Raw genomic sequence first — 24,645 nt, 5'->3', positions numbered from 1 at the left:
AGCCCGGCTGCGGGTGTGGCCAAGTCAAAGCCTGCGCGCGATCTTTCAGGAGCCTTCCTGCGAGATCGTCCGCAGGCTTTTGTTTTTGCGCGCTGAACCAGTCTGGCAAGCAGTGCCAGGGCAGCCGCGAAGAAATCGATTGACGTGGCCTGTCAAATACATATCATGATATATATCTAAGGAAAAAACATGATCCAAGATGTCGTCAAGGAACTCGGATTCCTCACCCTCGGCACCCGCTTCAAGCGTATTGGCGAGGCGCTGCAGGCGCAAACGCAGGCACTGTTGACCCAGCACGGCATCGACATGCCTGCAGCGCACTTCCCGCTGTTGGCGGCGCTGGATTGGCATGGTGCGCTGGGGGTGGGCGAGCTGAGCCAGGCCGTCGGCGTCAGCCAGCCGGTGGTCACGCGCTCCTTGAAAGGGCTGGAAGACAGCGGGCTGGTGCAGTCGGAGGCGGTGGAGGGTGACCGGCGTGTGCGCCGCGTGGCGCTCAGCTCGCAAGGCCAGGCACTTGTGCAGCGGGCGCAACGCGATGTCTGGCCCGTGCTGGAAGCCTCCGTAGCCCAGGTGTGTGCGTCGCTTGAAGGCCCCTTGCTGGACCAGTTGGAGGCGCTGGAGGCGGGGCTCGCGCGCACCTCGCTGCTGCAGCGCTCGGCTGTCACCATCGCCGTAGAGCACGCCACAGGCCGTCGCAAGAAAACTCCCCGTGCCCCAGGAAAGGAAACAGCACGATGACCACCACCAACCCCTTCGACCGGCCCGTCTGGGCATCGCTGACCTCCACTCCCGGCCTGGCAGAAGGTGGCGACCTGGCCAAGCGCTACCGGCGGGACGTCAACCTGTTTGCTTCGGCCCGGGATGACGCCGATGACGCCAGCCTTGCCGCGCTGGCCGGTCTGATGGCCGAGGGGGAATCGGTCTTCGTGCTGCAAGCGCAGCCCATGCCGGTGCCCAAGGGGCTGCAGGCCCTTCGCCGCGCCGAGGGCGTGCAGATGGTGGCCGGGCGGGCTATCGCAGCCGAGCCCGGCGCGGAGGCCGTCGTCGTGCTGGGTGATGCCGATGCTGCCGCCATGCTGGCCCTGGCGCAGTTGACCGAACCCGGTCCGTTCCTTGCGCGCACCCACACCATGGGCCGCTTTGTGGGCATCCGGTCCGAAGGTGTGCTGGTGGCCATGGCGGGTGAACGCATGCGTTTTGAAGGCGGCACCGAAGTGAGCGGCGTGTGTGTCCACCCCGAGTTTCGAGGGCGCGGTTATGCCCGCCGGCTTTCATCCGTGGTGGCCCACGCCATTCAACAGCGGGGGGACCAGCCCTTTTTGCATGCCTGGACCACGAATGAAGCCGCCATTGCCTTGTACGAAAGCCTGGGGTTTGAAATCCGCACGGAGGTGCAGGTGGCTGTCTTGGGAAAATAAGGCAGTAGACCGGCTGAGGACACGCCATCCCAGACCGCCGCATTTTATGCTGACCATCTCAAGGGGCTAAGCGGACTTGAGACAATGAAATTCTGAAGAGTGAAAATAAAATGCACCGCACCATTGATACTTTTTGCAGGATCAATTGAGTTAAGCAAAAATTAATCTGGCATGGCTAGCATGGAACCATCATTCCATTGGAGGCCTGTCGATGAACCATGCTGTGAGAAGCGCCGCTGCGAGTGCGGTGGGGGCCTTGGCCTTGGCTGTGTCCGCGCTTGCGGCGGAGGCCGACAAGCCGCCCGTCCAGTCGGCGGGGCCAACCAGTTTCAGCCGTGAGCGCACTGAAGATGTGTGTACGCGGGAGCCGCGAAGTCAGTGGTTGCCTGAGGCGGAAATGCGCCTGCTGGCGGAGTTTCGTGGCTACAAAATCGCCACATTCAAAATCGCCAATGGCAGTTGCTACGAAATATACGGATTCAAGAGTGGCAATATGGTCGAGGCCTATTTCGACCCCGTAACGTCGAAACTCGTGCGGCAGAATATTGCCAAATAAAACCGCTGCAAAAAAGCTGGATGCTGTAGCGTAAAAAAACCCCGCACTCCGAAGAAGTGCGGGGGTAAATAGCTGTATGTCTGCCCTCCCACCAGTTAGGGCAGCAGCGGGATCAGGCCATCAGAAGTTGTGGCGCACACCCATCGCGAAGGAGCTGAAGTCGTTGCCCGCAGTGGCCACGCCGTAGCTGGCGTTGTGGTTGTTGTTGATGCGGGTGTAGTACGTGTAGATCTTGGTGCGCTTGCTCAGGTTGTAGTTGTAGCCCACGGTGTACTGGGTGGCGGCGCTGTCGGCCACGTTGGAGTACTTGCCGGCACGGCCCACGTTCAGATGGAATTCCGACACGCCCATGATGTAGGCACCCGACAGGCGCACGTTGGTGCGGTTGCCGCCGTTGGCGAAGAACACGTTCTTGTCGCGCTGCACGTAGGCGCCCACCACGAAGGGGCCGGTCGAGTACGAAGCACGCACCGCGAACTGGTTCTGGTCGTCCAGCTTGGAGTAACCGGCGCCCAGGCCCAGCTTGCCGATCTCGTAGTTGGCAGCCAGGTCGAGGCTGTTCTTGCCGCCGGTGCCGCTGGCTTGCTCATGCATGGCCCAGCCGGCTTCGAACGTGGCGCCGCCCAGGCTGGGGGCGCGATAGGCGATCTTGTTTGCGTCGCGGGCAGGGTAGGCGTACAGCGCATCCGACGACGAACCGGTGTCGTGGTTGTGGTTGCTGATGAAGTCAGCGGTGGCGTAGTAGGACTCCGAAGTGAAGTTGCCCAGACGCAGCATGCCGAAGCCACCGGCAAGGTTCACTTCGCTCTGGCGGCCGAAGAAGGTGGAGCTTGTGGCGCCGGTGCTGGAGTCAAAGCCGCTTTCCAGCTGGAAGCCTGCCATCAAACCGCCGCCCAGGTCTTCCTGGCCCTTGAAGCCGAAGCGGGAGGAGTTGTTGAACAGGCCGGTCTTGGACACATTGCCTTCTTTTTGGTGCTCGAACGTGGTGTTGACCCGGCCGTACAGGGTGACGCTGCTCTGTGCAAAGGCAGCAGACGTACCCACCAGGGCCAGCGCGGCGAGGGCGCAGCGGTTAATCGTTTTCATTAGCAAGGTTTCCTTAAATCAAATTTTGTTTGATGACAAATAATCACCGGCCAAAAACGCACAGGGGTGATGCTTTCGGGCCGTCGCTACAAGCAAGTTTGATGCCTGTGGTGATGTGATCGTTGCACTTTGCAACGGAGGGGGATGCTAATGGCCTATTTGTATGTCCGCCACAGGGGTAAACACCTTTTACCCGTGGGGGTGTTGGTGCTGTGCAACAAAGTGGAACATTTTTCCTGGAGCGCCCCGGCTGGGCTCTCGGGCGCTTCGTCGAGGCCGATGGTGCAGGCCCGTCCGGGCGAGCACCGATGCTGCGCACGGGGGCTCTGTGGCGGCAGGCCCAGAACGCGGCGTGTGGGTGGTGTAAGCCTGATCGCGTGCAGTTCCGACGATCAAGTCGTGACAGGCTTCAGAGATTTTGGGACCAATCAAATGCTGGGATGGATATGGTGCCCATCAGGAACGATATTTCTGAGGTGGCTAGATAATCGCTTCTACCAGGGCGCGGGCCATGGCGGGTGCTGTTGAGTATTTGCCGGTGTCGACGGATATATAGTTTCCGAATCTTTGAATGCCATATTCCGAACGGGAGTGCAGTGTGGAATCTCGGTCCGAAAGCACACCTTGCCCGACAGCAAAGACCCATCCGCCTTGAATGGTGGAGCGCTCCGCTTGCTCGCGAATTTGCGCTACCCACGGTAACAAGGATTGGAGATGGTCGAAAATGGAGTTTGGCAAGTTCTCCAAGTTCTGGGCAGTCAAATGAGGCTCCGGTGGTGAAATATCGGAGCTGTCCACGCGCAAGCCATCGGAATACCAGGAGAGATAAAAATCCCGCCCATTGTAATTTTTGATGTCTCCGAAGGGGCCGGTGGCAATGACCACGCAAGGCGTATGAACCGGTTCTTTGGTGCGCAAGAACAGTGACTGGCGGTATCTGTGTGACCAAACTCCCGTGGGCTCCAGCCCAGCAGTCCGGTCTATGGCCAATCGGCCTTGCCACAGCGAGTTGATGACGTAGTCGAATGGTCCAAAGATGCCTTCGGAAGTTTCAATTTCCCACTTGCCGTCGATTCCATCTTTTGCGGGGCGCACCGCCGTGATGCGGGTTTTCATAAACTGCTGGATCGATGCTTCTGCGTCCATCGCAGGTATGAATCGTTCTGCCACCCAATTGGTGTCAACGGATCTCTCAGGAGTCCGAAAGCCCGCAACAATATCTGTCGATGAGGTCAATCCAGCCAGTTCAGAAGTGCTCAGCGGGTGAACCCGACTGCCAGACGCATCTGCCAAGTATTGCGCCGCATCTGGGTGATTGCGTACACGCTCGACGACCTTCTCCATGTACGTCTTCATTTCTGCTGCAGATGTCACGGATTTGCGGTGACACAGGTACAGATCATCTTCGGAAGTGATCGCTGGAGCGAGGGATGTGCCGACCAATTCCTCGATCAAGGGGCGAAATTTGAGCCCGCCGGGAATGACACGGTCCGCAGTGCTCAGGGACGGATCTGCGCTGTAGAGGCAGCCTAAGTGGATTTTCCCTTCATTCCATCGGCTCGCTGCGCTGAATGGTTGCTCTGCCATATCGAAGACAGATACTTCGATTCCTTTGCGGGCCAGAAATATCGCAGTCGAACAGCCCATGATTCCGGCGCCAAGGATGGCAATTCGGGAAGTCTTTCGCATTTATATCAGTTCCAGGTGGATATATATGACTCTGGATCATACGGTTCGCTGGCCAATACCAATAGCACGGAATTCGAGACGAGGTAAGTCTGGCGGCACCACACGCCTGCGCCCAAAAGGAGGCCTGGCCCCGCTGGGGTGAGCGCCGTAGTGGCTTCTTCGTCCCCCTTTCTGAGCAAAAGGTCGATTTTCCCTTGCAGGCAAACCAACAGTTGTTCCCCACTGTGGTGGCCATGCTCCCCCCGGATGGAGCCGGCGGGGACGCCTGTTACGGTGAATACGCGGCGTGGCATGAACGGAAGGCGGTCGAAGTCGAGCGGTAGCAGGTCGCCACGCTCGTCTGAATGAATGGGGAGATCAACCAGGCGAGCTCGCCCTCCAAACCAGCTCGAACAGGAAGCCGGGTCGGTGGTATTTATCACTTGCCCTCGCCGAGTCGATCAGGATTATTGTGGTAGAGCCATCTTGCCAAGGGACTGGCAAGCGTGAGCTTTTGCTCAGTGGTAAGGCCGGATATCCAGATTTCGCGCATTATGGCCGCGTAAACTTCATAGATCTGGTGCTTGGAAAACTGCCAGCTTCTCGATAAGCTTCCAGGCTTGTAATACTTGTAGCACAGGGTTTTGGGAACCCGTGCGAATTCTCCCAAAAGGCTCATATGGAACAGCCATGGCCAGTCTGCCGAAAATTCTCCCGCATGGTGGGTTTTGAGGCCGTTGATTTGCCGAGCTTGACCGAGGCGAAATAACCCTCGGTTGGGCACCCACCATTTATTTTTTCCACTCATCATGAGAACACCCCGCTGAACCGGGTCACGAACGCCTTCAAGTTCGGTGAATACCCAGTGTTCTTCCGTTCCGTTGGTGTTTGTCAGGTGAACGTCTGAATAACTCATGACGACCTCTGGCCGTGCGTCAAGCACTTCTGCCAGCAGCGTGATGTAGTCAGGGTTCAGGATGTCATCATGAAATGCAAAAAGTACGTAATCAGCTTCGGCCTGATTGAGCAAAAAGTTGCAGTTGCCCACATACCCTAGCCGCTGCGATTGGCGGATTACTCGGAAACGAGCATCTTTCTGAGCATGGGCGATGCAAATCTCATAGGTCGAATCATTGCACTCATCGACAGAGACGATGACTTCCAGGTGTGGGTAAGTCTGGGCTGAGAGAGAGTCGAGGGTTGCTTGAATGAACGCCGAAGACTGCCACGCCGGAACCAGCGCGGCCACTTTGGAGGGCTTTGAATGGGGTTGCATGGGTTGGGTGAAGTGAACGCCAACGCCCAGTGTAGTGGGACTGAACAGGTGGGCGGGGCGACAACCCGCCACCATCCACTTCACGCCTGCTGTGTGCGTGAATGCCGGGCAGAGTGGGGGCTAAGTTGGGGCACCCCACGGCGTACCCCCAATGCGCTTGGGGTGCTCCTTCCAGTCGTTAGAACCGATACGTCGAAGTCAGCGTGTACGTCCGCGCCTGCCCATAGAAACAATCCCCCCGCGCCAGGCACTGCGTGATGTGCACCTTGTCCGCCAGGTTCACCACGTTGAAGGCCACGCGCCAGTCGCCTGCGTCGTAGGCCACCATGGCATCGGCCAGCGTGGCGGCCGGGGTGCTGATGGCGCTGGTGCCGCTCCACTGCGAGCCGGTGTAGCGCACGCCAGCGCCCACCGTCCAGCCGCCACGGCCTTCGCTGGCGAAGCGGTGGCTCAGCCACGCGGATGCTGTGTGCTTGGGCACGCTAGCAACCGGGGTGCCCTGGTCGCCGGCGTTGCTGCGGCTGATCTTGGCGTCAGTGAAGGCATAGCCCACGGTGAAGTCCCAGTTGCGTGCCAGGCTGGCCTGCACCTCGGCCTCGAAGCCCTTGACCTTCACTTCGCCGATCTGCAGGCTGTTGAGCGGGTTGGTCGGGTCGGTGGTCTTGCGGTTCTTTTCGCGCAACTGGTAAACGGCGGCAAAGGCGCTGATGCCCTGGCCAGGCGGCTGCCACTTCACACCGGCCTCCCACTGCTCGCCGCGCTGAGGTTTGTAGGCTGCGCCATACGCATCCACACCGCCCAGCGGCTGAAACGACTCGGAGTAGCCCGCATACGGTGCCCAGCCTCCGTCCATCTGGTAGGTGACGCCCGCGCGTTTGCTCCAGGCCTTGTCGTTCACCGCAGCTGCGGGGCGGCCTTCGGTGTCGGTCTTGGCGTTGTCGTGGCGCAGGCCCACCGTGGCGGTGAAGCGATCCCACTTGATCTGGTCCTGCAGGTAAAAGCCCAGCTGCTTTTGCTCCACGCTGGGCTGGCGCACCAGCTGCGACGCGGTGGGCGGCGTGAAGTTGCCGTACACGGGGTTGTACACGTCGATGGCGGGCGCCACGGCGCGCCAGGCCTGCTGGCCCGTGTGGTTGCGCTGCACGTCCAGGCCCGCCAGCAGCGTGTGTTCGGTGCTGCCTGCCTTGAGCTTGCCTTCCAGCTGCGTGTCGATCAGCAACATGCGGCCGGTGTTGATGTTCCACACCGCATCGCGTACGACGGTGCGGTTGTCAGCGTTGAACACCGGGCGTGCGGGGCGGCCTAGAGCGGCGTTGGCGGTAAAGCTGGTGTAGATGGTGCGGTAGTCCACCTCGCTCACGGTGCGGCGCAGGTTCTGGCGCACGGTCCAGTCGGCGTTCAGGCGGTGGCTAAAGAGGTAGCCCCACGAGTTGTTGGTGGTGTCATACGCATCCCAGCCCGGCTCGCTGATGAAGGTGTTGCGCGGGATCTGGCCGTACGGGCTGGCCAGCTGCGTGCCCTGCCACGGGAAGAAGCCGATGAGCGAGCCGCTCTTGTCCTTTTGGTGCAGGGCCTGCAGCGTCAGCGACGTGTCGGCATTGGGCTTCCATGTCAGCGATGGCATCAGCACCATGCGGTCGTCGCTCACATGGTCCACCTGCGAGCCGCTGTCGCGTCCCACGGCCACCAGGCGGTAGAGCCACTGGCCGTCCTTGTCCAGTGCGCCGGTCATGTCGGCCGCAATCTGCTTGCGGTTGTTGTTGCCCAGCTGCACCTGTACTTCGCGCAGCGTTTCGGCCTGCGGACGTTTGCTGGTGAGGTTGAGCACGCCACCTACGCTGCCCTGGCCATACAGCACCGACGTGGGGCCGCGCAGAAACTCCACGCGCTCCAGCGTGTACGGGTCGGGTCGGCTGGTGTTGTAGGTGCCGTAGGTGCGCAGCAGGCCGTCCTGGTACTGCGACACCGTGCCGCCGCGTGCGGCAAAGCTGTCCACTCGGCTGTCGAAGTAGTTCGACACCGCCCCGGCCGTGTAGGCCGTGACCTGGCGCAGCGTCTGCACGCCCTGGGCCTCCATCTGGTCGCGGGTGATCACGCTGATGGCCTGCGGGGTTTCGATGAGCGGGGTGTCGGTCTTCGTGGCGCTGAGGGCGCGCTTGGCCACAAAGCCGGTGACCGGCGCGGTGGGGCTTTCCTGCTCGGCGCCCGCACTCACGGTGACGGGGGCCAGGGCTTTCTCTGCAGCGGGCGCCGTGGGAGCGGTGGGGGCTGTGGGTGTGGCCTGCTGCGCATGGGCGGCGCCGCACAGGGCGAGCAGGGCCGCGTGCGCGATGGCGGTGCGGCAAACGGTGATGCCAGATTGCATGGTGCTGTTTCTCCGATGGTTGAAAAAAGGGGGCGGGCCCGAAGGCCAGGCACGGCGCGTGGCGCGCCTGGAGTGCCAGGAGCGCTTGGCTTTCGGGGCTGGCGATGGGACAGGCGCAGCCTTGGCGCTGGTCTTCAGAACGTGTAGTCCAGCGACACCTGAAGGCTGCGTGGCGTGCCGGGCACCACGGCGCCAAAACCGGCGGCGGTGGTGGTGCCGTCGATGTAGTAGCGGCGATTGCCCGCGTTCTTCAGGTTGGCCTGCAGCCGCACGCCACCCGCAAATTGGTAGCCCACGGCCAGGTCGACCACGGTGTAGCCTGGCAGGCGCCACTTGTTGTCGTTGGCCGTGAACTTGTCGCCCTGGTGCACCAGGCCACCACCCACCCACAGGCCGGGCAGCTGGGGCAGTCGGTACTGTGTCCACAGCGATGCGTTGCGGCGCGTGGCCCGCTCGACGCGGTTGCCCACGTTGGCACCGGCCGTGGTGTCGGCCAGCACCTTGGGGTCGTGGAAGCTGGCGTTGGCCGTCACCGTCCAGCCGGGCGTGATGCGGCCCTGCAGCTCCAGCTCGATGCCCCTGATGCGCTGGCGCGCGGTGAGCACCGAGTAGCCGGGGCGCGCCGGGTCGGTGGCGGGGGCGTTGGTCAGCTCCAGGTCAAAGGCCGACACGGTGGTCATCAGGCGCTGGTCCAGCCATTCCTGCTTCCAGCCCACCTCCAGCTGCTTGCCCTCCGAGGGCGGGGCCGACTGCGCGCCCCACACCAGCGTGCCCGAGTTGGCCTGGAACGAGCGCGCATGGCTCGCGTAGAGCATGCTGCCCGGGCGAGGCTCCCAGCTGATCGCCGCGCTCGGCTGTGTCTTGCTCACGTCGGTGACGGGCGTGGTGTAAGCGTCTTTGAAGCGGTCGTGGCGCAGGCCCAGCAACAGGCCGAAATCGCCTAGCACCATCCGGTCTTGCACAAACACACCGGTGTTGCGGGCGTCGGAGGAGAGCTTGCCCACGCCGGTGGAGGCCACGGGTGGCACCAGGCCTGCAATGGGGTTGTAGAGATCGATGGCGCCCAGGTTGCCTGTGGTGCGCGCGCCATAGAAGCCCGCAATGGCGCGCCAGTCCAGGCCCGCCAGCACCGTGTGCTTGACCGCGCCGGTCTGCAGCTGCGCGCGCAGTTCGGCCAGAGCCGTGTCCGACGTGTATTTTTGCCCCGGCGCCATCCAGTAGCCGCGCGCCACGCGGCCGTTGGTCACCGGGCCCATGGGCGACACGATGTTCACGTTGCGAAAGGTCTCGTTGCGCGACAGGTGCACGCGGCCTTCCAGCTGGTCCGAAAAGCGGTGCTGCAGCTCGGTGGAATAAAAGCGCAGATGGCCATCGGTTTTCAACCAGGGCTCGCCGTAGAACGCGCCCACCGGCAGCACATCCGCGCTGCGTGGATTCTTGGGGTCGGGCACGGCCAAACCGGAGGTCGAAGTGCCGTCGATGCTTTGGGTCTCGGCCTGCGCGCGCCAGACGGTGTCGGGCGTGACCTGCCACTCCAGGCTGCCCGCAATGCCCTGTTTGCGCGGGGTGTTGCCATCCACAAAACTGCCGCCCCGGCTGGCGCCGCCGTCCAGGCGGTAGCGCAGCGTGCCGTCGGTGTTGAGCGGGCCGGTCAGGTCGAACTCGGCACTGCGCCAGCCGTGGCTGCCGGCGCCCATCTTCACGGTGCGCAGCGGATCGGCTTGGGGCCGCTTGCTCACGTAGTTGACGAGGCCGCCGGGCGCGACCTGGCCAAACTCCAGCGCGGCCGGGCCCTTGATGACTTCCACCCGCTCGATGTTGAACAGCGGTGGGTCCAGCAGGTGGATGAACTTGGCGCCGTCGCGCAGGAAGTTGTAGGTGTTGTTGGCCCACAGCCCCCGGATGGAGAACTGCGAGTACGAGCCGTAGTACTCGCTGCGCGAGGACACGCCCGAGGCATTGCGCAGCACATCGCGCTCGGTGGTGGCCATCTGCTGCTCCAGCAGCGCGTTGTCGATCACGCTGACCGAGCGCGGCGTCTCCAGCACCGACAGGCCCAGGCGCGAGCTGCTTTGCGCGCGCCGTGCGGGCGTGGCGGCTTCGCCTGCCGTGGAGTCGATGACATCGACCTGGCGCAAGGAGGGGGCGGCTGCTGGAGCGTCGGAGGGTATAGGTGCGGGTGCTGTGCTGTTCTGCGCGAACGCGGTGCCGCACACAGCCAGCAGTGCGGCTTGCGCCACAGCGGTGCGCAAGAGATTGGGGTGAATCATGGCGCTATCGAATTAATAGCTGTCGGCGCTTTTACGTAAAGCGCTACAGCCCATTTTTAGTGATATGAATGCCAGCCGCCCGAGCGTGCCAAGGCAGTACCACGCGCCGCGAGAGGGCGGTGGTTTGTGCGGCTAGCAAATCGGCGGTGGCGGCAGCCGGGGCTCAGTGGGCCTTGGGCGGCTCGGGCAGGGCGGGCGACGCCATGCCGTCGGCCAGCACAAACGTGAGCGTGGTCACGTAGCTGGCTTCGCCGTACTTCTCGCCTTGCACTTCGCCGGGGGTCTTGTCGCTGTGCTTTACCTCGGCCACGTACTGGCCCTTCCAGGGGGTGACGAAGGTCACGGTGCCGTCTTCACCCGCCTCGGCTTCGCGCGTCCAGCCCGACGGGGCGGCCAGCTGCACCTTGGCCTTGGGCAGCGGCGCACCCTTGTAGACCACCTTCAGCTCGCCGGGCTTGCCGGTGGGCACCAGGTCCAGCGGCGCGGTGGGTGCCACGGGCTTGGCCAGGCTGGCCACCCAGCGGGCCGAGGGCTGCCAGATCATGGCCGGCAGGTTGCGCTTGCTGCGGTCGATCAGCGGGTAGCTGGCGGCGGCGAACAGGGTGTCGGGCGTTCCCGTGGTGGCGTAGACAAAAGCGTCTTTGGCGAGCTGGCCTTCCACGCGCTGGGCGGCGGCACCTGCGCGTTGTTGTTCCAGTGCAGGCACACCCTTGAACTGGTCCAGCCGGCCGGGCGAGGTCTCGCGCAGGTTCTCGTTGAACTCGCCAAAGTGCAGGCGCGCCTGACCTCCAGCGTTTTCGAGCCAGACCTGGTGGGCATGGGCGGTGCTCACCGCGGTGAGGGCGCCGCAGGCCAGCAGGGCGGACAGCAGCGGGGCTTGGAGGCGTTGGTTCGAGGACATGGACGTTTTCCTTTCGGTGGTTTAGTGACAGCAAAAACAGCGGAGCGCAGTGCTCCACACCCCCGGTGCTACAGGGGAAAAATACTCATTTTTTGATAGCTGCCGGCGCTTTTTGGATAAGCGCTGGGTGGCTTTTTGACCCTGAAATGGGTCTTGGCAGTGCCTGTGTGGCGCGGGGTGCCGCTTTAGAAGTCCACGCTCACGCTCAGCGACAAGGTGCGCGGCGCACCCACCACCAGGTAGCCCGAGCCGGGGTAGCCGCCGACTGAGGCCCAGTAGTTGCGGTTGGTCAGGTTGTCGATGCGGGCGCGCAGTGTGACGAGCTTGCCTTGCACTTCCGTCATATAGCGGGCACCCACGTCGAGCCGGTTCCAGCCGGGCACGCGCAGGGTGTTGGTGGCGTTGGCATAACTGGCGCCGGTATGCACCCAGCGGCCGTCCACGGCCAGGCCCGGCACGCCGGGCACGTCCCATTCCGCCCCCAGGTTGGCTTGCAGCTTGGGGACACCGATGACGCGCTGGCCGTCGGTGGCGGCAGCGCCGGTGGTCAGCTGCTTGGCATCCAGCCAGGTCAGGCCGCCCAGCAGGCGCAGGCCCTGGGTGGCCTCGCCTTGCACGGCCAGCTCGATGCCCTGGTGGCGGTCCTTGCCGCTGGTGCTGAAGAGGTTGGCCGCGTTCAAAAACGCACGCGGCTTGGTGGTGGAGAACAGCGCCACGCTGCCGCCCACGCGGCCGGCGTCAAACTTGATGCCCACTTCCTTTTGTTTGGAGACATACGGCGCCAGCATCTCGCCCCGGTTGGCCGCCGTGCTGGGCGCGGTCTGGCCCTGGCTCAGGCCTTCCACATAGTTGGCATACACCGACAGGCCCTTGTTGACCTTGTAGACAGCCGCCAGCAGCGGGCTGGTGCGGCTCTGGTCGTAGCGGTCGGTCTGCAGCCCGGTGCCGTAGTCGTAATTGGCGATCTCCATCTTCTGGTGGCGCAAGCCCACGGTGAAGAGCAGGCGGTTGTCCATGAAAGCCATCGTGTCGCCCAGCGCAAAGCTGGACAGGCGGGTGCTGCCGGTGCGCAGGGGATTGGCCAGATCGCCGCCAAACAGGGTGTTGGCGCTGAACCCCGGTAGGCTGGTGGCTATGGGGTTGTAAAGATTGGTGGCGTGCGTGTTGCGCCAATCCATGGCGTAGGCATTCTTCTTTTCGAAGTCGTAGTGCGACGCCACCGCCACCCATTCATGCCCAACGCTGCCGGTCTGCAGCTTGCCACGCAGGCCCAGCTCGCCGGTGTTCACGCTGTCCTTGCGGGTGTTGTCAAAGCGGTAGGTGGTGGCGGCGCCGCTGGCGGCGTTGGTCACCGTGAGGTTGGCCAGTGAATTGGCTTCTTCGCCACGGCGCGCGCCCGCCGCAGCCCAGGCCGTGGTGCTGGGCGACAGGTCCCACTCGCCACGCAGCGTGCCGAACACATCGCGTTCGTTGGAGTAGCTCCAGGGCTGGGCAAAGTTGGTCTGGTTGTCGGGCACGCTCGGCACCGTGGTCACAGCGCTGCCCAGCGTGACGTTGGTGCGGGTGTTCTTGAGCTTGTGGTCCTGCCAGCCGATATCGCCCGACAGGCGCACATCGCGGCTGCGCCAGTCCAGGCCCACGGCCAGCAGGCCGAGCTGCACGTCTTCGTGGTCCACCGCCGTACCGCCATTGCGGCCAGCAGCATTCACGCGGATGCCCGTATTGCCATCGGGCCCAAAGCGCCGGGCAATGTCGGCCGCCACCTGCGTCTGGCCGCCGCTGGCCACGCCAAAAGTCACGCGGCTCAAGGGTTCGTTGGGCGCGCGCTTGGGCAGCAGGTTGATGCTGCCGCCCAGACCGCCGCCGTTGGGGCTGGCACCGTTCAAAAAGGCCGATGCGCCGCGCAGCACCTCCACACGCTCGAACAGCTCGGTGGCAATGTATTGGCGCGGCAGCAGGCTGTACAGGCCGTTGTAGGCCGTGTCGTCCGAATCGAGGATGAACCCCCGGATGAAGAACGCCTCCTGAAAATTGCCAAAGCCACGTGCAACGCGCACCGTGGGGTCGTTCTGCAGCACATCGCCCACGCTGCGGGCATGGCGGTCCTGGATCAGTTCGTTGGTGTAGCTGGTGATGGAAAACGGCGTGTCCATCGCGTCCTTGGTGCCCAGGATGCCCGCACGGCCCCCACGGGCCACCTGGCCGCCGGGGTAGGCGGGCGACAGGCCTTGCACCGATGCGTCGGCGCTGGCGTTGACCGTGACGGTGGACAGGGTTTTGCCGTCGGGCTCGGTACCGCTGGCCGTCGCTTGCGCCCAAGCGGCGGGCGCGGCCAGTGTGAAGAGCAACGCGGCGGCCAGTGCGGCTGGGGTCAGGGTAGGGCGGCGAGTGGAATGGGAATTGCGCATGGCGTGGTGAAGGTGCGGGGAATTTTCAGAGTGGCGTGGCGTTGGCGTTGGTGCCCGCTTCGTCGGCATCGGTGTGGGGTTTGTCATGGGCGCGTTGCGCAGTGGCCCTTGGCGTGGTGCGCGGCCAGCAGGTCCAGCCCATCACCACCACCGGAATGCCCAGACCCACCCACGACCACCAGTCGCCCCAGGTGTCAGACACCAGTGCCGTGATGAGGCCGGTGGTGGTCAGCACACCCATCACGATGGGCCAGCCCCACAGCGACCAGAAAGGGCTCGCCTTCATGCGCGGCCCTCCGTGCTTGGCAGCGCGCCGCCAGTGCGTGCGGCAGCCGTTGGCGGCAGGCCGGTGTGGCCGTGCACGGTGGCTGCCGCCGTGGCGGTGCTGGTACTGGCGTTGCTGACGCTGCCCGCCTGCGCACCTTTGCGCAGCCATAGGTACAACCCGCTGCCCAGCACCACGATGGTGGCAATGTCGAGCAGCGCCCAGAGGATCTTCATCGGCATGCCACCGTAGTCGCCAAAGTGCAGCGGCTGCGAAACCAGCAGCGCCGTCAGGTACCACGGCAGCTGGGGCGCTGCAGTGACCTGCGCCGTGCGCGCATCCACCAGCACGGGCTTGAGCAGGCGCGAGGTGAGCGGCTCGTTGCCACGCAGAAAAAACGTGTTGTGATGCGGGCTGGAGAACGCTGTGCCCGGGAACGCAATGAACGACAGCTTGGTGCCCGGCGCCTGGGCTTGCGCCACCTCCAGCGCTTGTTGCAGCGGCCCGCGCTCTGCGGCGGGCACGATGGGCTGGCCCTCATAGGGCTTGAGCAGCAGTGACAGCTGGTCGTACTGCCAGTACTTGATGAGCAGATCGGCCCACGTATTGATCATGCCCGTGCCGCCCACCACAAATGCCCACACCAGCGTGACGATGCCCAGCAGGTTGTGCAGGTCGAGCCACTTCACGCGCGTGGAGCGGTCCCGCCGCACCTCGCCAAACGCCAGCTTGCGCATGAAGGGCGCATACAGCACCACCCCCGTGACGATGGCCACCAGCAGCAGCAAGCCCATGAAGCCCAGAAACAACTTGCCCGGCAGCCCTGCAAACAGGTCCACATGCAGCTTGAACATCACGTACATGAAGCCCTCGTCAAACCGTGGCTGCGCCAGCACCTGGCCCGTGCGCGCATCCACCGCCACGGAGCGGAAATCGTCCGTGGGCGCCGGTGTGGGCGTGAGCGTGACGAACCACACGTTGTCATCGTCCTCCGCGTGCGACGCGAACTGCACCACACGATCCGGGTGCAGCGCATGCGCGGTGGCCAGCACGTTGTCGAGGCTGGCGCGCGGCGTGTTGGCGGGCATCGCAGGCGCCTCGACCTCGGTGCCCAGCAGGTGGCCAATTTCGTGGTGAAAGATCAGCGGCAGGCCGGTGATGCACAGCAGCAGCATGAAGACGGTGCACACCAGGCTGGACCACTTGTGGGTCCAGCTCCAGCGGCGCAGGGCGGTGGGGCTCAGCATGGTGTGGAGGTGGGGTGGCAGGGGCCGGGCTGGCGCACACCCGCACGGCCGGCCCACAGCGCAGAGGCGGCAATGGTGGCAGCAGAAGGAGTGAAGAAGTGGTTCAAGCCAGACAACCCGAAAACATCGAAGGACGGTGGGTGCTGGCTGCAGCCTTAGAACAGGTCTAAGGGGGAGGCTGTGGCTTGCGGAAACTGAATTTTACATTGCAAATGGGAATGATTTGTATTTGTTGTGATGCGGGGATGGGGGTGTTGGGAAAAAGCCGGTCCCACGGTGCGGGGAATGGTTTTGTGCGGGTTGGCGTGCGTGAAATCGCTTCAAGGTTGATGGAAAATTGACACAAAGGTATGTCTTTTCTCCCCTCCCGCAAAGCGTTTGATCCCTTCACCCAGGGGACGTCCCGCCCCAAGGTGCAAGCCGCCCCTCACACCTGCCCTATGAGCAAATTTGCGCATCCATTGGAGGTCCGTCGTCTCGTTGCTGACGACGCTGAAGCGTTTTCTTTTTTGCGGCGCGAGGTCACGCGAGACAATCCGGTGCCCATGGGTTTGACGTTCGAGGAAGAACTCACGCGCACGTTGGAAGGCTTTCGAGCGCAGCTGTCCGCACCTCTTCCAAACGCTGTGTTCGGTTGTTTTGTTCTGGGTGAGCTTGCCGCGACAGCGGCTGTGAGCCGCGCAGGCCAGTTCCCATCATCGCATCACAAGATGGTGATGTGGGGCGTGTTCACGTCCCCTCGGCACCGTCGCCGGGGACTAGGCCGGCAAGTCGTGGAAACCGCACTTCAACACGCCTTCGACAACGGCGTGCACCGGGTGAACCTGCAGGTGTACCTGCCCAACGAATCGGCCATCCTGCTTTACAAATCAATAGGTTTTGTGGAGTACGGCGTCGAGTCTGAAGCTGTATGCCTTGATGGTCAGTATCACGACGGTGTTCACATGACGCTTGCCAAAGATCGGCATGACAAGCCGCGGCATCCGACGGCCTTCGACGCCCGCTGAGCGGCGTTGAACCGTGAATCGGACTTGTGCTGTTCTCAGAAGCCTGCGGGCTATGTCCAGGCCTCCAGCAGTGGCTGCGCTGGAGGTACTGCACCAGCCGGCGCATCCTGACCGACCTTCGCCAAGGCGAACTGAAAAGCGCTGAGCGTGCAGGCGCTCCTCATGAGAGGTCCTCCCGGCCGGGGGCACTCGGCGCGGGGTGTGTCGGGTGCGAGCATCAATACCGCGCCTTGAGCGCCACCGTCACACGCCGCGGCTCGCCATAAAAGTTCTGGCGCGAAATGCCTGACACTTTCTCGTAGTAGGTCTTGTCCAGCAGGTTGTCCACCGACAGGTTCAGAGACAGGTGGTCGTTGATCTGGTAGCCCACCTGGGCGTTGAACACCGCGTAGCCCGGTGCGTTGATGCGCAACGCACCGCTTTGCGCAAAGAACTCGCTGCGGTAGGTCATGCCGCCGCCCACGCTGAAGCCGCGCAGCGCCGGGCTGGTGAAGGCATAGCGGGTGAACAGGTTCACGCTGTGGCGCGGCGTGACGGGGCTGAACACCTGGCCCTGCTGCGCCACGGGGGCCTGGAGGTAGCGGGTGTCGTTGTAGGCGTAGCCCGCCACGATGTCCCAGCCGGGCTGGGGCTGGCCGCTGATCTCGGTTTCGAAGCCTTGCGCGCGCACCTTGCCGCCGGCGATGTAGGCGTTTGCCACCACCGGGTCGGCGATGGCACGGTTCTCGTCAATGATGCGAAACAGCGCTGCATGGGCCTGCAGGCGCTTGTGCAAAAACTCGCCCTTCACGCCCAGCTCCACCTGCTTGCCTGTGCGTGGGGCAAGCAACTGCTTGGCCGCGTTGAGCTGGCTTTGCACCACGAAGGTCTCTGCATAGCTGGCGTAGCCGGTGTACTGCGGGTGGAAGTCCCACATCAGAGCCAGCGACGGCACGAACTGGCGGCCGGGGTCTGCCGATGCGGTGACTGCGCCCGTGCTGGTGCTGCGCGTCACCACCTCCGCCCACGACAGACGCCCGCCTGCCAGCAGCTTGACCGTGTCGGTCAGGCCGATCTGCGCCTGTCCGTACAGCGCGTTCTCGCGGCGCGTGACGATCGAGGTGAAGCCCGGCAACCGGATGTCTGGGTAGGCCAGGTCGTAGTGGGGCTGCAGCAGGTTGAACGGCACGCTGGGGCCGTAGGCGTAGTTGCCGTCCCAGCTCTTGCCCTCGTTATGGCTCGCGCCCACCAGCAGCTTGTGGGTGCGGCCTGCCACCTGCACCGGTGTGACCAGGAAGGCGTCGTAGTTGCGGGTGCGCACGTGAAAGTCGCCGTCCACGGTTTCCATGGTGAAGCTGCCGTCGGCGGCCAGGGCACTGTTGGCGCGGGCCGAGCGGTAGAACGCCGTGCGGTCGATGTCGCGCGCGGACAGGCGCACCAAGCCGCCCCCATCCAGCCGGTGCTCCAGCTCTGCGAAAACGTCGGTGGTCTCCAGGTCTTGGCGGTTGGCACGCAGGCCAGCAAAGGCACTGCGGGGCAGGTCGGCCAGGCGGCCATCGGCATAGGTGGGCAGGCCCTGGTCGATGGCGGCGCGCACGCGCTGCTGCGCCGCGCCCACCGACACGGTGGTGGAGGGGGCGATGTCCCATTCCAGCGAGCCGTAGCCCAGGCGCTTGTTGTTGAACAGGGTGTCTACAAAACTGTCTTTGTCTTCCACCACCGCGACGGCGCGCGCGCGGATCGTGCCTTCGGCATTGAGGCCGCCGCCCACGTCTACGGTGCCCCGGCGCAGGCCGAAGGAGCCCACCGCCGCATCGGCGCCAATGGCCAGCTTGGCCGGGGCGCGCTTGCGCACAAGGTTCACGGTGCCGCCGGGCTCGCTCGCGCCCTGCAGCAGCCCGGCCGGGCCGCGCAGCACTTCGATGCGGTCATACATGGCCGTGTCGAGCGTGCTGTAGTTGCCCTGGGGAATCGGAACGCCATCGAGCTGGATGGCGCCCAGATCGAACCCGCGCGCCTGGAAGGTGTTGTAGTTGCCCGCACCATCAAAGCGCGTGACCGTCATGCCGGTGCTCAGCTTGATGGCGTCTTCCACTTTGGTCAGGTTGCGGTCATCCAACTGCTGGCGCGTGACCACGCTGAGGGACTGCGGCGTCTCGCGCGGTGCCTGCTGGAGCTTGCCTACGCTGACTTCGCGGGCGGTGTACTGGCCCGAGCCTTCGGTCGCCGCGCTGTTGGCCTCGTCGGTCACCTTCACTTCGGGCAGCGCTGTCGTGGTGGGGGTGCCCGTGGTGGGGCCGGAGCTGGTCTGTGCTTGCGCCGTTGCCACGGTGGCCAGCAGGGCGGCAAGGGCCAGTGGGTGCATTTGCATGGTGCTTCTCCTCCTCGGTGTTTGATATCTGCTATTAAATTAATAGCTTTTAGCGCTTACCCATCAAGCGCTAGCAGCCAAAAATTGTTCAAATTTGCGTGCTGTGCCTGCAGGCGCAGCGTCAGAACCGCGTGCGCAGCGTCACCTGCACCGCGCGCGGCGAGCCGGGCAGGATCAGGTTGTCGTTGCTGCCGTGGGCCGACACGTAGTACTTGCGGTTGGCCAGGTTCTTGATGTTCACGTCCACATCCCACTGGCCCAGCGTGTACTGCAGGGCCGCGTCCAGCGTGGTGTAGCCGGGCAGGGTGACCAGGTTGGTCAGCGAGGTGAAGCGCGCACCCACGTAGTTCACGCCGCCGCCCACGCGCAGGCCGTGGCCCAGGTCTTTCATGGCCCACAGGAAGGCGGAGTTGCGCGGCGTGAGCGCGGGCACCTTGCCTTGGGCGGCGATGGCGGCGGTGGGCAGCTGTGTGGATGTGGTGGTGGCCAGTGACTTCGTCATGCGGCCGTCCAGCCAGGCGTAGCCGGTGCTCACGTCCCAGCGGCCGGGCAGGCGGCCGTTGGCGGTCAGCTCCAGGCCGTTGGTGCGCTGGGTGCCCACGTTGATCTGGCGTCCAGGGTTGGCGGGGTCGGTGTTCTTGATGTTGGTGCGCTCCAGGTTGAAGAGCGCGCCGGTCACATTCATGCGGCCATCGAGCAGGTCGAGCTTGACGCCGATTTCCTTGTTCTCGGTGATCTCTGGTTCGGCGCCGGTGTTGTTGGCGGCCAGCGCAAACGCTTCGGCCGAGGGCTGGAAGGATTTGCTGTACGACACGTAGTACGACACCACATCGCTCGGCTGCCACACCAGGCCCGCGCGAGGGCTGAACTTCTTGTCGGTGCGCGAGAGCGTTGCGAGCTTGCGGTCGAACGTGGTCTCTTGCCCGAAGACGTCGTAGCGGGCGCCCACCAGCGCCTTCCATTGGGGCGCCAGCGTGATCTGGTTTTGCCAGTACAGCGCGGCCGTGTCTTGCGTGGTGTGGCTGGGGATGGCGCTGTCGGCGTTGTAGTTGGCCGCTGGGATGGCGGGAGCAGGGCGGTTGCCGGGGTTGAAGAGCGGCACGCGGTCTGCGCCACCGGTGACGGACTCGGAGCGTTTCTTTTGCTGGCCCAGTTCCACACCCATCAGCCACTCCTGCTTGAAGCCGCCGAGCTGGTTGCGCCACGTCACGTCGGTCTGGTTGAAGAAGCCTTTTTCGTCGCGCAGGATGAACGAGCGCGTGCGGCCCACCGTCAGGTTCACCGGGTCGGTGGTGCCGCCGGGCAAGGTGTTGTAACGGTCCAGCGTGTAGTCGTACAGGCGCGTGACGTTGCGCACCGACCAGTCGTCGTTGAAGCGGTGGTTCAGCGTGGCCGCGAACGACTGCATGGTGCTGGTGGTGGTGTCGTCCTGCGCGGCGTTGCTGGAGCCGTAGTAGGTGCTCGCGGGCACGTTGACTGGGCGGCCGTTGAGCGCAGGGATGCCGAAGTCCGTCAGGCGCTTGTCGCGCGCGTTGGTGTACTGCAGCAGCAGGTCGGTCTGCGCCGCGAGCTTGAGCGCGAGCGACGGCGCGAAATTGTGGCGCTTGACGAACTGCTGGTCGCGGTAGCTGCCCGAGTCTTCCACGGCGGCGTTGATGCGGAAGGCGGCGGTGTCGCTGATGCCCACATTCACGTCGGCCGTGGCGCGGCGGTAGTCAAAATTGCCCAGACCCAGCGATGCCTCGCCCGAGGTCTCGCCAAACTTGGGCTTCTTGGTCACGCGGTTGATCAGGCCACCCGACGATCCACGCCCGTACAGCACGGCGGCAGGGCCCTTGAGCACTTCCACACGCTCGATGTCGGCCAGGTCTCGGAAGTACAGCGCGTCGTCGCGCACGCCGTCCACAAACTGGTCGGCAATGGCGGTAAAGCCGCGTATCACCACCTGGTCGCGCTGGCCGTCGCCGTGGCTCATGGCCACACCGGGCACGTTGCGCAGCGCGTCTTCCATGGAGCGCGCGCCTTGGTCGCGCAGTAGCTGTGCGGGCACTACGTTCACGGCCTGGGGCACGTCGCGCAGCGGCGCGCTGCCTTTGGTGGCTGTGCTGGCGGCGGCGGGCGAATAGCCGTCGTCGTCCGCGCTGGATTGCACGGTGACCTCGCCCAGCGTCTGCGGCGTGGTCTGCGCAACTGCAGGGGGTGGCGCCGTCGTCTGCGCCAGTGCCGTGCCACACAGCGTGGCAAGCAGGGCGGCCACCAGCGGGTGGAGGCGATAGGGGGTTGGTGTGTAAGCGTGCATGGTTTTCCTTGGAGTGAGCGCAACGCGGTTGGCGAAAAGCCCTTGCACCTCGTGGCCTGGCGCACGCCGTAAAGGCCCGCTGTCTGGGATGTGGTGGGGCCGTGAAAACAGAAAAGCGAGTTCGAGCCCGAGCGGCTCAGCGCACGGCTGCGGGAGCGTGGAGACTGTCCATCACCACCCCAGCGCCCGCGCCAGCAGGCCCGCCAGCAGGGCGGCGCCAGCCAGTTCGGGCGTGCGCCGGGGCTGCCAGGTGACGGTGGCCGTGACCGCCACGGCGGCCACCGACAGGGCCACGGACCATGCCGTTACGCCCAGTGATGCAGATGTGCCCCCCGGCGGGTGCGCCGCTGCCAGCCACAGCGAAAGCACCAGCAGCAGCCAGCCCGAGCGGCGCAGCGCCACCAGGCGGCGCACGGCGCCTTCCTTGCCCAGGGCGTGGGCCAGGGCGTCTTCGTGGTGGCGATCCATGCCCAGCGCAATGGCCGACCAGGCGGCAAAGCACAGAAGAAAGGCAGACATGGCTCAGGCTCCCGAGGTGGAGGTTTCGGCAGGCGCCACGGGCACCGACGGGGCAGGCCGCGCGGGTCGCGCACTCCGTGCAGGCGCACCGCGCCGGGGCGTGCGACCAGGGCGCACACGCCACGCCAGCCAGCCCAGCAGCAGCCCAGTGGCCAAAAACGACAGGTCCATGCTGGCCCACACCCATTCGCGCGCGGGCAGGCTCACGCCCAGGTGGGTGTGTGTGGTCAGCGCGTTGATCAGCGGCAGCGCGACCCACACCAGGCCCGCAGCTGCCAGCGGCACCGTCCAGCCCAGGCGGTGCGGGCGCACCACTGCGCAGGCCAGCGCCCACAGCAGCGTGATGCCCCAGGCGCTGAAGAACCAGGCCAGCTCTGCATCCGCTCGGCCCTCGATGCCCACAGGGATCAGGCGGTTGGCGGCCAGGTACACGCCACAGGCCAGCGGCAGCCCGGCCAGTGTCGCGATGTTGATACCAGCCACCAGGCGCTCACCAAACGGCGCTTTGGGGTGCGCAGCGGGCGCGGTGCTGGTTGCGGTGCTGGTGGCGGTGGCTGCCCCTTTGCGGCTGGCCTGTGTCTGCGACTTGGCGCTGCGCTTGACCGACCACAGCACCATGCCCGTGGCAATCATCAGGCTGCCCAGCACCCCAAAACCGAACAGCGCCCAGCGCAGGCCCACATCGGCAAACCGCGCCATGTGCAGGCCATACAGCACGCCATAGGTCTTGACGGCGGGGCTGGTGGCGTAGGCATGGTCCAGCCACTCGCCGGTGGTGGCATCAAACAGCAGGCGCGGTGGGCGGTACTGCAGGCGGTCGCCTTCGTGGCGCGTTACCTCCACCACGGCGCGGCCGTTGGCATCGCGGCGCGCCTGCACGCTGCCGATGCGCCCGCCCTGCCAGCGGGTGGTGGCCGCGTCGATGATGGGCTGCAGGGTGATGGCGGGCAGGGGCTCCACCTTGTCGCCCGCACCCCGGCGGGGACGGCTTTCGGGCTTCTCGCCCTGCAGGTCGGCAAAGTACGCGTTGGAGTCCACGCCTTTCTCGTTCTTGTAGTTGGCGGCAATGCCCGCGGGCATGTACAGCGTGTGGAAGATCATCAGCCCGCTGAAGGTGATCATCAGATAGAACGGCAGCACCAGCACGCCGCTGACGTTGTGCGCATCCAGCCAGGCACGCTGCCCGCCCTTGGTAGGGCGGAAGGTGAAGAAGTCCTTGAAGATGCGGCGGTGTGTGATCACGCCGGTGATCAGCGCCACAAACATCAGCATCGTGGCCACGCCCACCACCCAGCGGCCTTGGATAGTCCAGCGGCCCTTTTGCGCGGTACGCAGCTCGAAGTGAAAGCGGTAGAAAAAATCACCGCCCATGGTCTGGCGCGCCTCGATGGGCTCGCCCGTCTGCGGGTTCATGCGCAGCGTTTCAAAGCGCCCGTTGCCGGTGCCGCGCCAGAGCATGTTGACAGCTGGGTCGCGGTCATCGGGCAGGTGCAGGATCCACTGGGTGACGTCAGGGGCCTTGCGCACCAGCGCGTCCACGGACTTCTGGGCCACCTGCGCATCGGCCGCGTCGGTGCGCGGCAGCCCGTGCATCTCGGGCCGCATCCACAGGTTGAACTCGTTCTTGAAGAACGACAGCGTGCCCGTGAGGAAGATCGCAAACAGCAGCCAGCCCAGGATGAGCCCTGCCCAGGTGTGCAGCCACGACATCGCTTGGCGAAAGCCTTCGCGGTCGGCGCTCTTGCGCACGGTGGAGGTCGCTGTTGTCATGGCGTGCCCCTCATCCATTGCGGCGCCATGGCGCACGCGCCCAGTGCCAGGGCGGGCAGCAGCGTGCCGCCCCAGGCGCCCCAGGCCGTGCGCGCATAAAACGCCCATCCCGCCGCCATGGCATAGGCCAGCCAGGCCAGCATGGTGGCGGTCAGCACGGCCTCCACGCGTGGCATCCACAGCGCCAACACCAGCGAAAGCGCAGCGGTGAACCCTGCCGCCAGCGCATAGCCGCCAGCGATGGCCGCCATGGCGCGGGAGGTGATGACCAGGCGGTAGCGCCAGTCAACGCGGGCCGCCTTCATGGCCGACCTGCGGCGGCACCCAGGGCGGTGCGGCCTTCAAAAAAGGAGAGAAGCAGAACTCCTGCAGAGCAGGGGCTGGCGGTGCTGCGCGGCATCAGAAAGGCTCCAGGCAGTAGGTGTCGTACGGCAAACGTACAAACGCTGGCTGCAGCGGCGGAGAGCCCGGCTGACTGGCTGGCTAGGTGTTAAAGGGAATCACGGGACCTGCCCTTGCAGATCGGGATCTGCAAGAAGGAATGGCCTTGGTCGTAAGAATGCATTCTACTTTTGTTGAGAAGCATTCGCATTTATAAGAATGCTATTTGTGCTGTTTTGATGTGTGCTTGCAACAGCTTGTGACGTTGAGGGGCATAGGTGCGCCGCATGGGTGCGTTCACCGTGCTACGTCAGCGGCTACAGACTTTGAAACTTCAAAGGCGAAGCAGGCTTGCTCGGCGACTGGAGTCTGCACTGCCACCAGCCCACATCGTGCCATTGGCCGTTTTTGAAACCTACATTGCGATAGACGCCCAGTGCTTCGAATCCCACCGACTCGTGCAACGCCACGCTGGCATTGTTGGGAAGGGCAATGCCAGCGAACGCCTGACAGTAGCCCAGATGGATCAGCTCCCTTTTCAGCTCCTGATACATCCGTTTTCCAAGGCCTTGTCCGCGAGCATCCTCACGGAGGTAGGCGGTGGTGTCCACCGACCATTGGTAGGCAGCCCGCTCACGGTGCTTGCTCGCGTACACATATCCATTGACCTGACCGTGTTTGTCCTCGCTGACCAGCCAGGGGAGATCCGGTAGTGTCTTGGATATGCGTTCCCGCATCTGCTCAATCGTCGGAGCCTCAAGCTCGAATGAAATGCTGGTCTGCTGAACGATGGGGGCATAAATGGCGGTGATTGCCTCGGCGTCAGCTTCTGTGGCGGTGCGTATGGTCATGAGCGAGA

The 24,645-nt window shown here is 64.3% G+C and carries 20 protein-coding genes; 4 read left to right on the top strand and 16 right to left on the bottom strand.

Features of this window, described 5'->3' with window-relative positions; all coding sequences use genetic code 11:
• Positions 1-189 precede the first annotated feature (189 nt).
• The 3 genes from ACT89O_RS17045 (at position 190) to ACT89O_RS17035 (ending at position 1,974) form a co-directional block, all read left to right on the top strand.
• Complete coding sequence (locus tag ACT89O_RS17045; RefSeq protein ID WP_487260673.1) at positions 190-738, top strand: MarR family winged helix-turn-helix transcriptional regulator; 549 nt, start codon at positions 190-192, stop codon at positions 736-738.
• Positions 735-1,418: a GNAT family N-acetyltransferase gene (locus tag ACT89O_RS17040; protein ID WP_431149827.1), complete on the top strand. Its 684-nt coding sequence runs from the start codon at positions 735-737 to the stop codon at positions 1,416-1,418. The genes ACT89O_RS17045 and ACT89O_RS17040 overlap by 4 nt, the downstream gene beginning before the upstream one ends.
• Before the next feature lie 211 nt (positions 1,419-1,629).
• On the top strand, positions 1,630-1,974 hold the full coding sequence (locus ACT89O_RS17035; protein WP_487260672.1) for a PepSY domain-containing protein: 345 nt from the start codon (positions 1,630-1,632) through the stop codon (positions 1,972-1,974).
• A 120-nt stretch (positions 1,975-2,094) separates the two neighbouring features.
• On the opposite strand, the gene ACT89O_RS17030 is transcribed toward ACT89O_RS17035, so the two are convergent.
• The 10 genes from ACT89O_RS17030 to ACT89O_RS16985 all read right to left on the bottom strand — a co-directional run bounded on the left by ACT89O_RS17030 (position 2,095) and on the right by ACT89O_RS16985 (position 15,460).
• The gene (locus ACT89O_RS17030) at positions 2,095-3,060 is read right to left on the bottom strand and encodes a porin (RefSeq protein WP_055399553.1); all 966 of its coding nucleotides are present in this window, start codon (positions 3,058-3,060) and stop codon (positions 2,095-2,097) included.
• 480 nt (positions 3,061-3,540) lie between these two features.
• Complete coding sequence (locus tag ACT89O_RS17025) at positions 3,541-4,749, bottom strand: NAD(P)/FAD-dependent oxidoreductase (protein WP_218300640.1); 1,209 nt, start codon at positions 4,747-4,749, stop codon at positions 3,541-3,543.
• Positions 4,750-4,754: 5 nt separating this feature from the next.
• A complete protein-coding gene (locus ACT89O_RS17020; protein WP_218300641.1) occupies positions 4,755-5,171 on the bottom strand; it encodes a sugar 3,4-ketoisomerase in 417 nt (138 codons plus the stop codon).
• Positions 5,168-6,004 (bottom strand): glycosyltransferase family 2 protein, encoded by an 837-nt coding sequence (locus ACT89O_RS17015; RefSeq protein ID WP_176886518.1) that lies wholly within the window; start codon positions 6,002-6,004, stop codon positions 5,168-5,170. The genes ACT89O_RS17020 and ACT89O_RS17015 overlap by 4 nt, the downstream gene beginning before the upstream one ends.
• A 178-nt stretch (positions 6,005-6,182) precedes the next feature.
• Positions 6,183-8,369, bottom strand: coding sequence for a TonB-dependent siderophore receptor (locus ACT89O_RS17010; RefSeq protein WP_487260671.1), 2,187 nt, complete (start codon positions 8,367-8,369; stop codon positions 6,183-6,185).
• Between the two features lie 134 nt (positions 8,370-8,503).
• Positions 8,504-10,639, bottom strand: a complete 2,136-nt coding sequence (locus tag ACT89O_RS17005) for a TonB-dependent siderophore receptor (protein WP_487260670.1) — start codon at positions 10,637-10,639, stop codon at positions 8,504-8,506.
• Between the two features lie 163 nt (positions 10,640-10,802).
• Positions 10,803-11,540, bottom strand: coding sequence for a TonB-dependent receptor (locus ACT89O_RS17000; protein ID WP_487260669.1), 738 nt, complete (start codon positions 11,538-11,540; stop codon positions 10,803-10,805).
• A gap of 185 nt (positions 11,541-11,725) precedes the next feature.
• Positions 11,726-13,948, bottom strand: coding sequence for a TonB-dependent receptor (locus ACT89O_RS16995; protein WP_487260668.1), 2,223 nt, complete (start codon positions 13,946-13,948; stop codon positions 11,726-11,728).
• 25 nt (positions 13,949-13,973) lie between these two features.
• Positions 13,974-14,234: a hypothetical protein gene (locus tag ACT89O_RS16990; RefSeq protein WP_260666882.1), complete on the bottom strand. Its 261-nt coding sequence runs from the start codon at positions 14,232-14,234 to the stop codon at positions 13,974-13,976.
• Positions 14,231-15,460 carry a PepSY-associated TM helix domain-containing protein gene (locus ACT89O_RS16985; RefSeq protein WP_487260667.1) on the bottom strand — a complete coding sequence of 410 codons (1,230 nt, stop codon included), beginning with the start codon at positions 15,458-15,460 and terminating at the stop codon, positions 14,231-14,233. The genes ACT89O_RS16990 and ACT89O_RS16985 overlap by 4 nt, the downstream gene beginning before the upstream one ends.
• Positions 15,461-15,900: 440 nt before the next feature.
• On the opposite strand from ACT89O_RS16985, the gene ACT89O_RS16980 reads away from it, so the two are divergent.
• Positions 15,901-16,467 carry an N-acetyltransferase family protein gene (locus ACT89O_RS16980; protein ID WP_487260666.1) on the top strand — a complete coding sequence of 189 codons (567 nt, stop codon included), beginning with the start codon at positions 15,901-15,903 and terminating at the stop codon, positions 16,465-16,467.
• A 217-nt stretch (positions 16,468-16,684) separates the two neighbouring features.
• Here ACT89O_RS16980 and ACT89O_RS16975 read toward each other — a convergent pair whose 3' ends face one another.
• The 6 genes from ACT89O_RS16975 to ACT89O_RS16950 all read right to left on the bottom strand — a co-directional run bounded on the left by ACT89O_RS16975 (position 16,685) and on the right by ACT89O_RS16950 (position 24,637).
• Positions 16,685-18,817 carry a TonB-dependent siderophore receptor gene (locus tag ACT89O_RS16975; RefSeq protein WP_487260665.1) on the bottom strand — a complete coding sequence of 711 codons (2,133 nt, stop codon included), beginning with the start codon at positions 18,815-18,817 and terminating at the stop codon, positions 16,685-16,687.
• Between the two features lie 121 nt (positions 18,818-18,938).
• A complete protein-coding gene (locus ACT89O_RS16970) occupies positions 18,939-21,116 on the bottom strand; it encodes a TonB-dependent receptor (protein WP_487260664.1) in 2,178 nt (725 codons plus the stop codon).
• A 171-nt stretch (positions 21,117-21,287) separates the two neighbouring features.
• The gene (locus ACT89O_RS16965) at positions 21,288-21,635 is read right to left on the bottom strand and encodes a DUF3325 family protein (RefSeq protein WP_487260663.1); all 348 of its coding nucleotides are present in this window, start codon (positions 21,633-21,635) and stop codon (positions 21,288-21,290) included.
• 3 nt (positions 21,636-21,638) lie between these two features.
• Positions 21,639-23,405 (bottom strand): PepSY-associated TM helix domain-containing protein, encoded by a 1,767-nt coding sequence (locus ACT89O_RS16960; protein WP_487260662.1) that lies wholly within the window; start codon positions 23,403-23,405, stop codon positions 21,639-21,641.
• Positions 23,402-23,710, bottom strand: coding sequence for a DUF3649 domain-containing protein (locus ACT89O_RS16955; protein ID WP_176886506.1), 309 nt, complete (start codon positions 23,708-23,710; stop codon positions 23,402-23,404). Before ACT89O_RS16955 ends, ACT89O_RS16960 begins: the two co-directional genes overlap by 4 nt.
• Before the next feature lie 393 nt (positions 23,711-24,103).
• A complete protein-coding gene (locus ACT89O_RS16950) occupies positions 24,104-24,637 on the bottom strand; it encodes an arsinothricin resistance N-acetyltransferase ArsN1 family B (protein ID WP_487260661.1) in 534 nt (177 codons plus the stop codon).
• Between the last annotated feature and the right edge of the window lie 8 nt (positions 24,638-24,645).

It is taken from the genome of Acidovorax sp. NN32, assembly GCF_057597245.1.
Note: the sequence above shows the minus strand (reverse complement) of the source record. Positions and strands in the feature narration are given on the sequence as shown.

Excerpts from the sequence above, each read along its gene's own strand:
- ACT89O_RS17000 (WP_487260669.1), bottom strand. The coding sequence starts at position 11,540 with ATGTCCTCGAACCAACGCCTCCAAGCCCCGCTGCTGTCCGCCCTGCTG.
- ACT89O_RS16965 (WP_487260663.1), bottom strand. The coding sequence starts at position 21,635 with ATGTCTGCCTTTCTTCTGTGCTTTGCCGCCTGGTCGGCCATTGCGCTG.
- ACT89O_RS17035 (WP_487260672.1), top strand. The coding sequence starts at position 1,630 with ATGAACCATGCTGTGAGAAGCGCCGCTGCGAGTGCGGTGGGGGCCTTG.
- ACT89O_RS16980 (WP_487260666.1), top strand. The coding sequence starts at position 15,901 with ATGAGCAAATTTGCGCATCCATTGGAGGTCCGTCGTCTCGTTGCTGAC.
- ACT89O_RS17030 (WP_055399553.1), bottom strand. The coding sequence starts at position 3,060 with ATGAAAACGATTAACCGCTGCGCCCTCGCCGCGCTGGCCCTGGTGGGT.
- ACT89O_RS16950 (WP_487260661.1), bottom strand. The coding sequence starts at position 24,637 with ATGACCATACGCACCGCCACAGAAGCTGACGCCGAGGCAATCACCGCC.
- ACT89O_RS16975 (WP_487260665.1), bottom strand. The coding sequence starts at position 18,817 with ATGCAAATGCACCCACTGGCCCTTGCCGCCCTGCTGGCCACCGTGGCA.
- ACT89O_RS16995 (WP_487260668.1), bottom strand. The coding sequence starts at position 13,948 with ATGCGCAATTCCCATTCCACTCGCCGCCCTACCCTGACCCCAGCCGCA.
- ACT89O_RS16955 (WP_176886506.1), bottom strand. The coding sequence starts at position 23,710 with ATGAAGGCGGCCCGCGTTGACTGGCGCTACCGCCTGGTCATCACCTCC.
- ACT89O_RS17025 (WP_218300640.1), bottom strand. The coding sequence starts at position 4,749 with ATGCGAAAGACTTCCCGAATTGCCATCCTTGGCGCCGGAATCATGGGC.
- ACT89O_RS17040 (WP_431149827.1), top strand. The coding sequence starts at position 735 with ATGACCACCACCAACCCCTTCGACCGGCCCGTCTGGGCATCGCTGACC.
- ACT89O_RS16970 (WP_487260664.1), bottom strand. The coding sequence starts at position 21,116 with ATGCACGCTTACACACCAACCCCCTATCGCCTCCACCCGCTGGTGGCC.
- ACT89O_RS17010 (WP_487260671.1), bottom strand. The coding sequence starts at position 8,369 with ATGCAATCTGGCATCACCGTTTGCCGCACCGCCATCGCGCACGCGGCC.
- ACT89O_RS16990 (WP_260666882.1), bottom strand. The coding sequence starts at position 14,234 with ATGAAGGCGAGCCCTTTCTGGTCGCTGTGGGGCTGGCCCATCGTGATG.
- ACT89O_RS17015 (WP_176886518.1), bottom strand. The coding sequence starts at position 6,004 with ATGCAACCCCATTCAAAGCCCTCCAAAGTGGCCGCGCTGGTTCCGGCG.
- ACT89O_RS16985 (WP_487260667.1), bottom strand. The coding sequence starts at position 15,460 with ATGCTGAGCCCCACCGCCCTGCGCCGCTGGAGCTGGACCCACAAGTGG.
- ACT89O_RS17045 (WP_487260673.1), top strand. The coding sequence starts at position 190 with ATGATCCAAGATGTCGTCAAGGAACTCGGATTCCTCACCCTCGGCACC.
- ACT89O_RS17005 (WP_487260670.1), bottom strand. The coding sequence starts at position 10,639 with ATGATTCACCCCAATCTCTTGCGCACCGCTGTGGCGCAAGCCGCACTG.
- ACT89O_RS16960 (WP_487260662.1), bottom strand. The coding sequence starts at position 23,405 with ATGACAACAGCGACCTCCACCGTGCGCAAGAGCGCCGACCGCGAAGGC.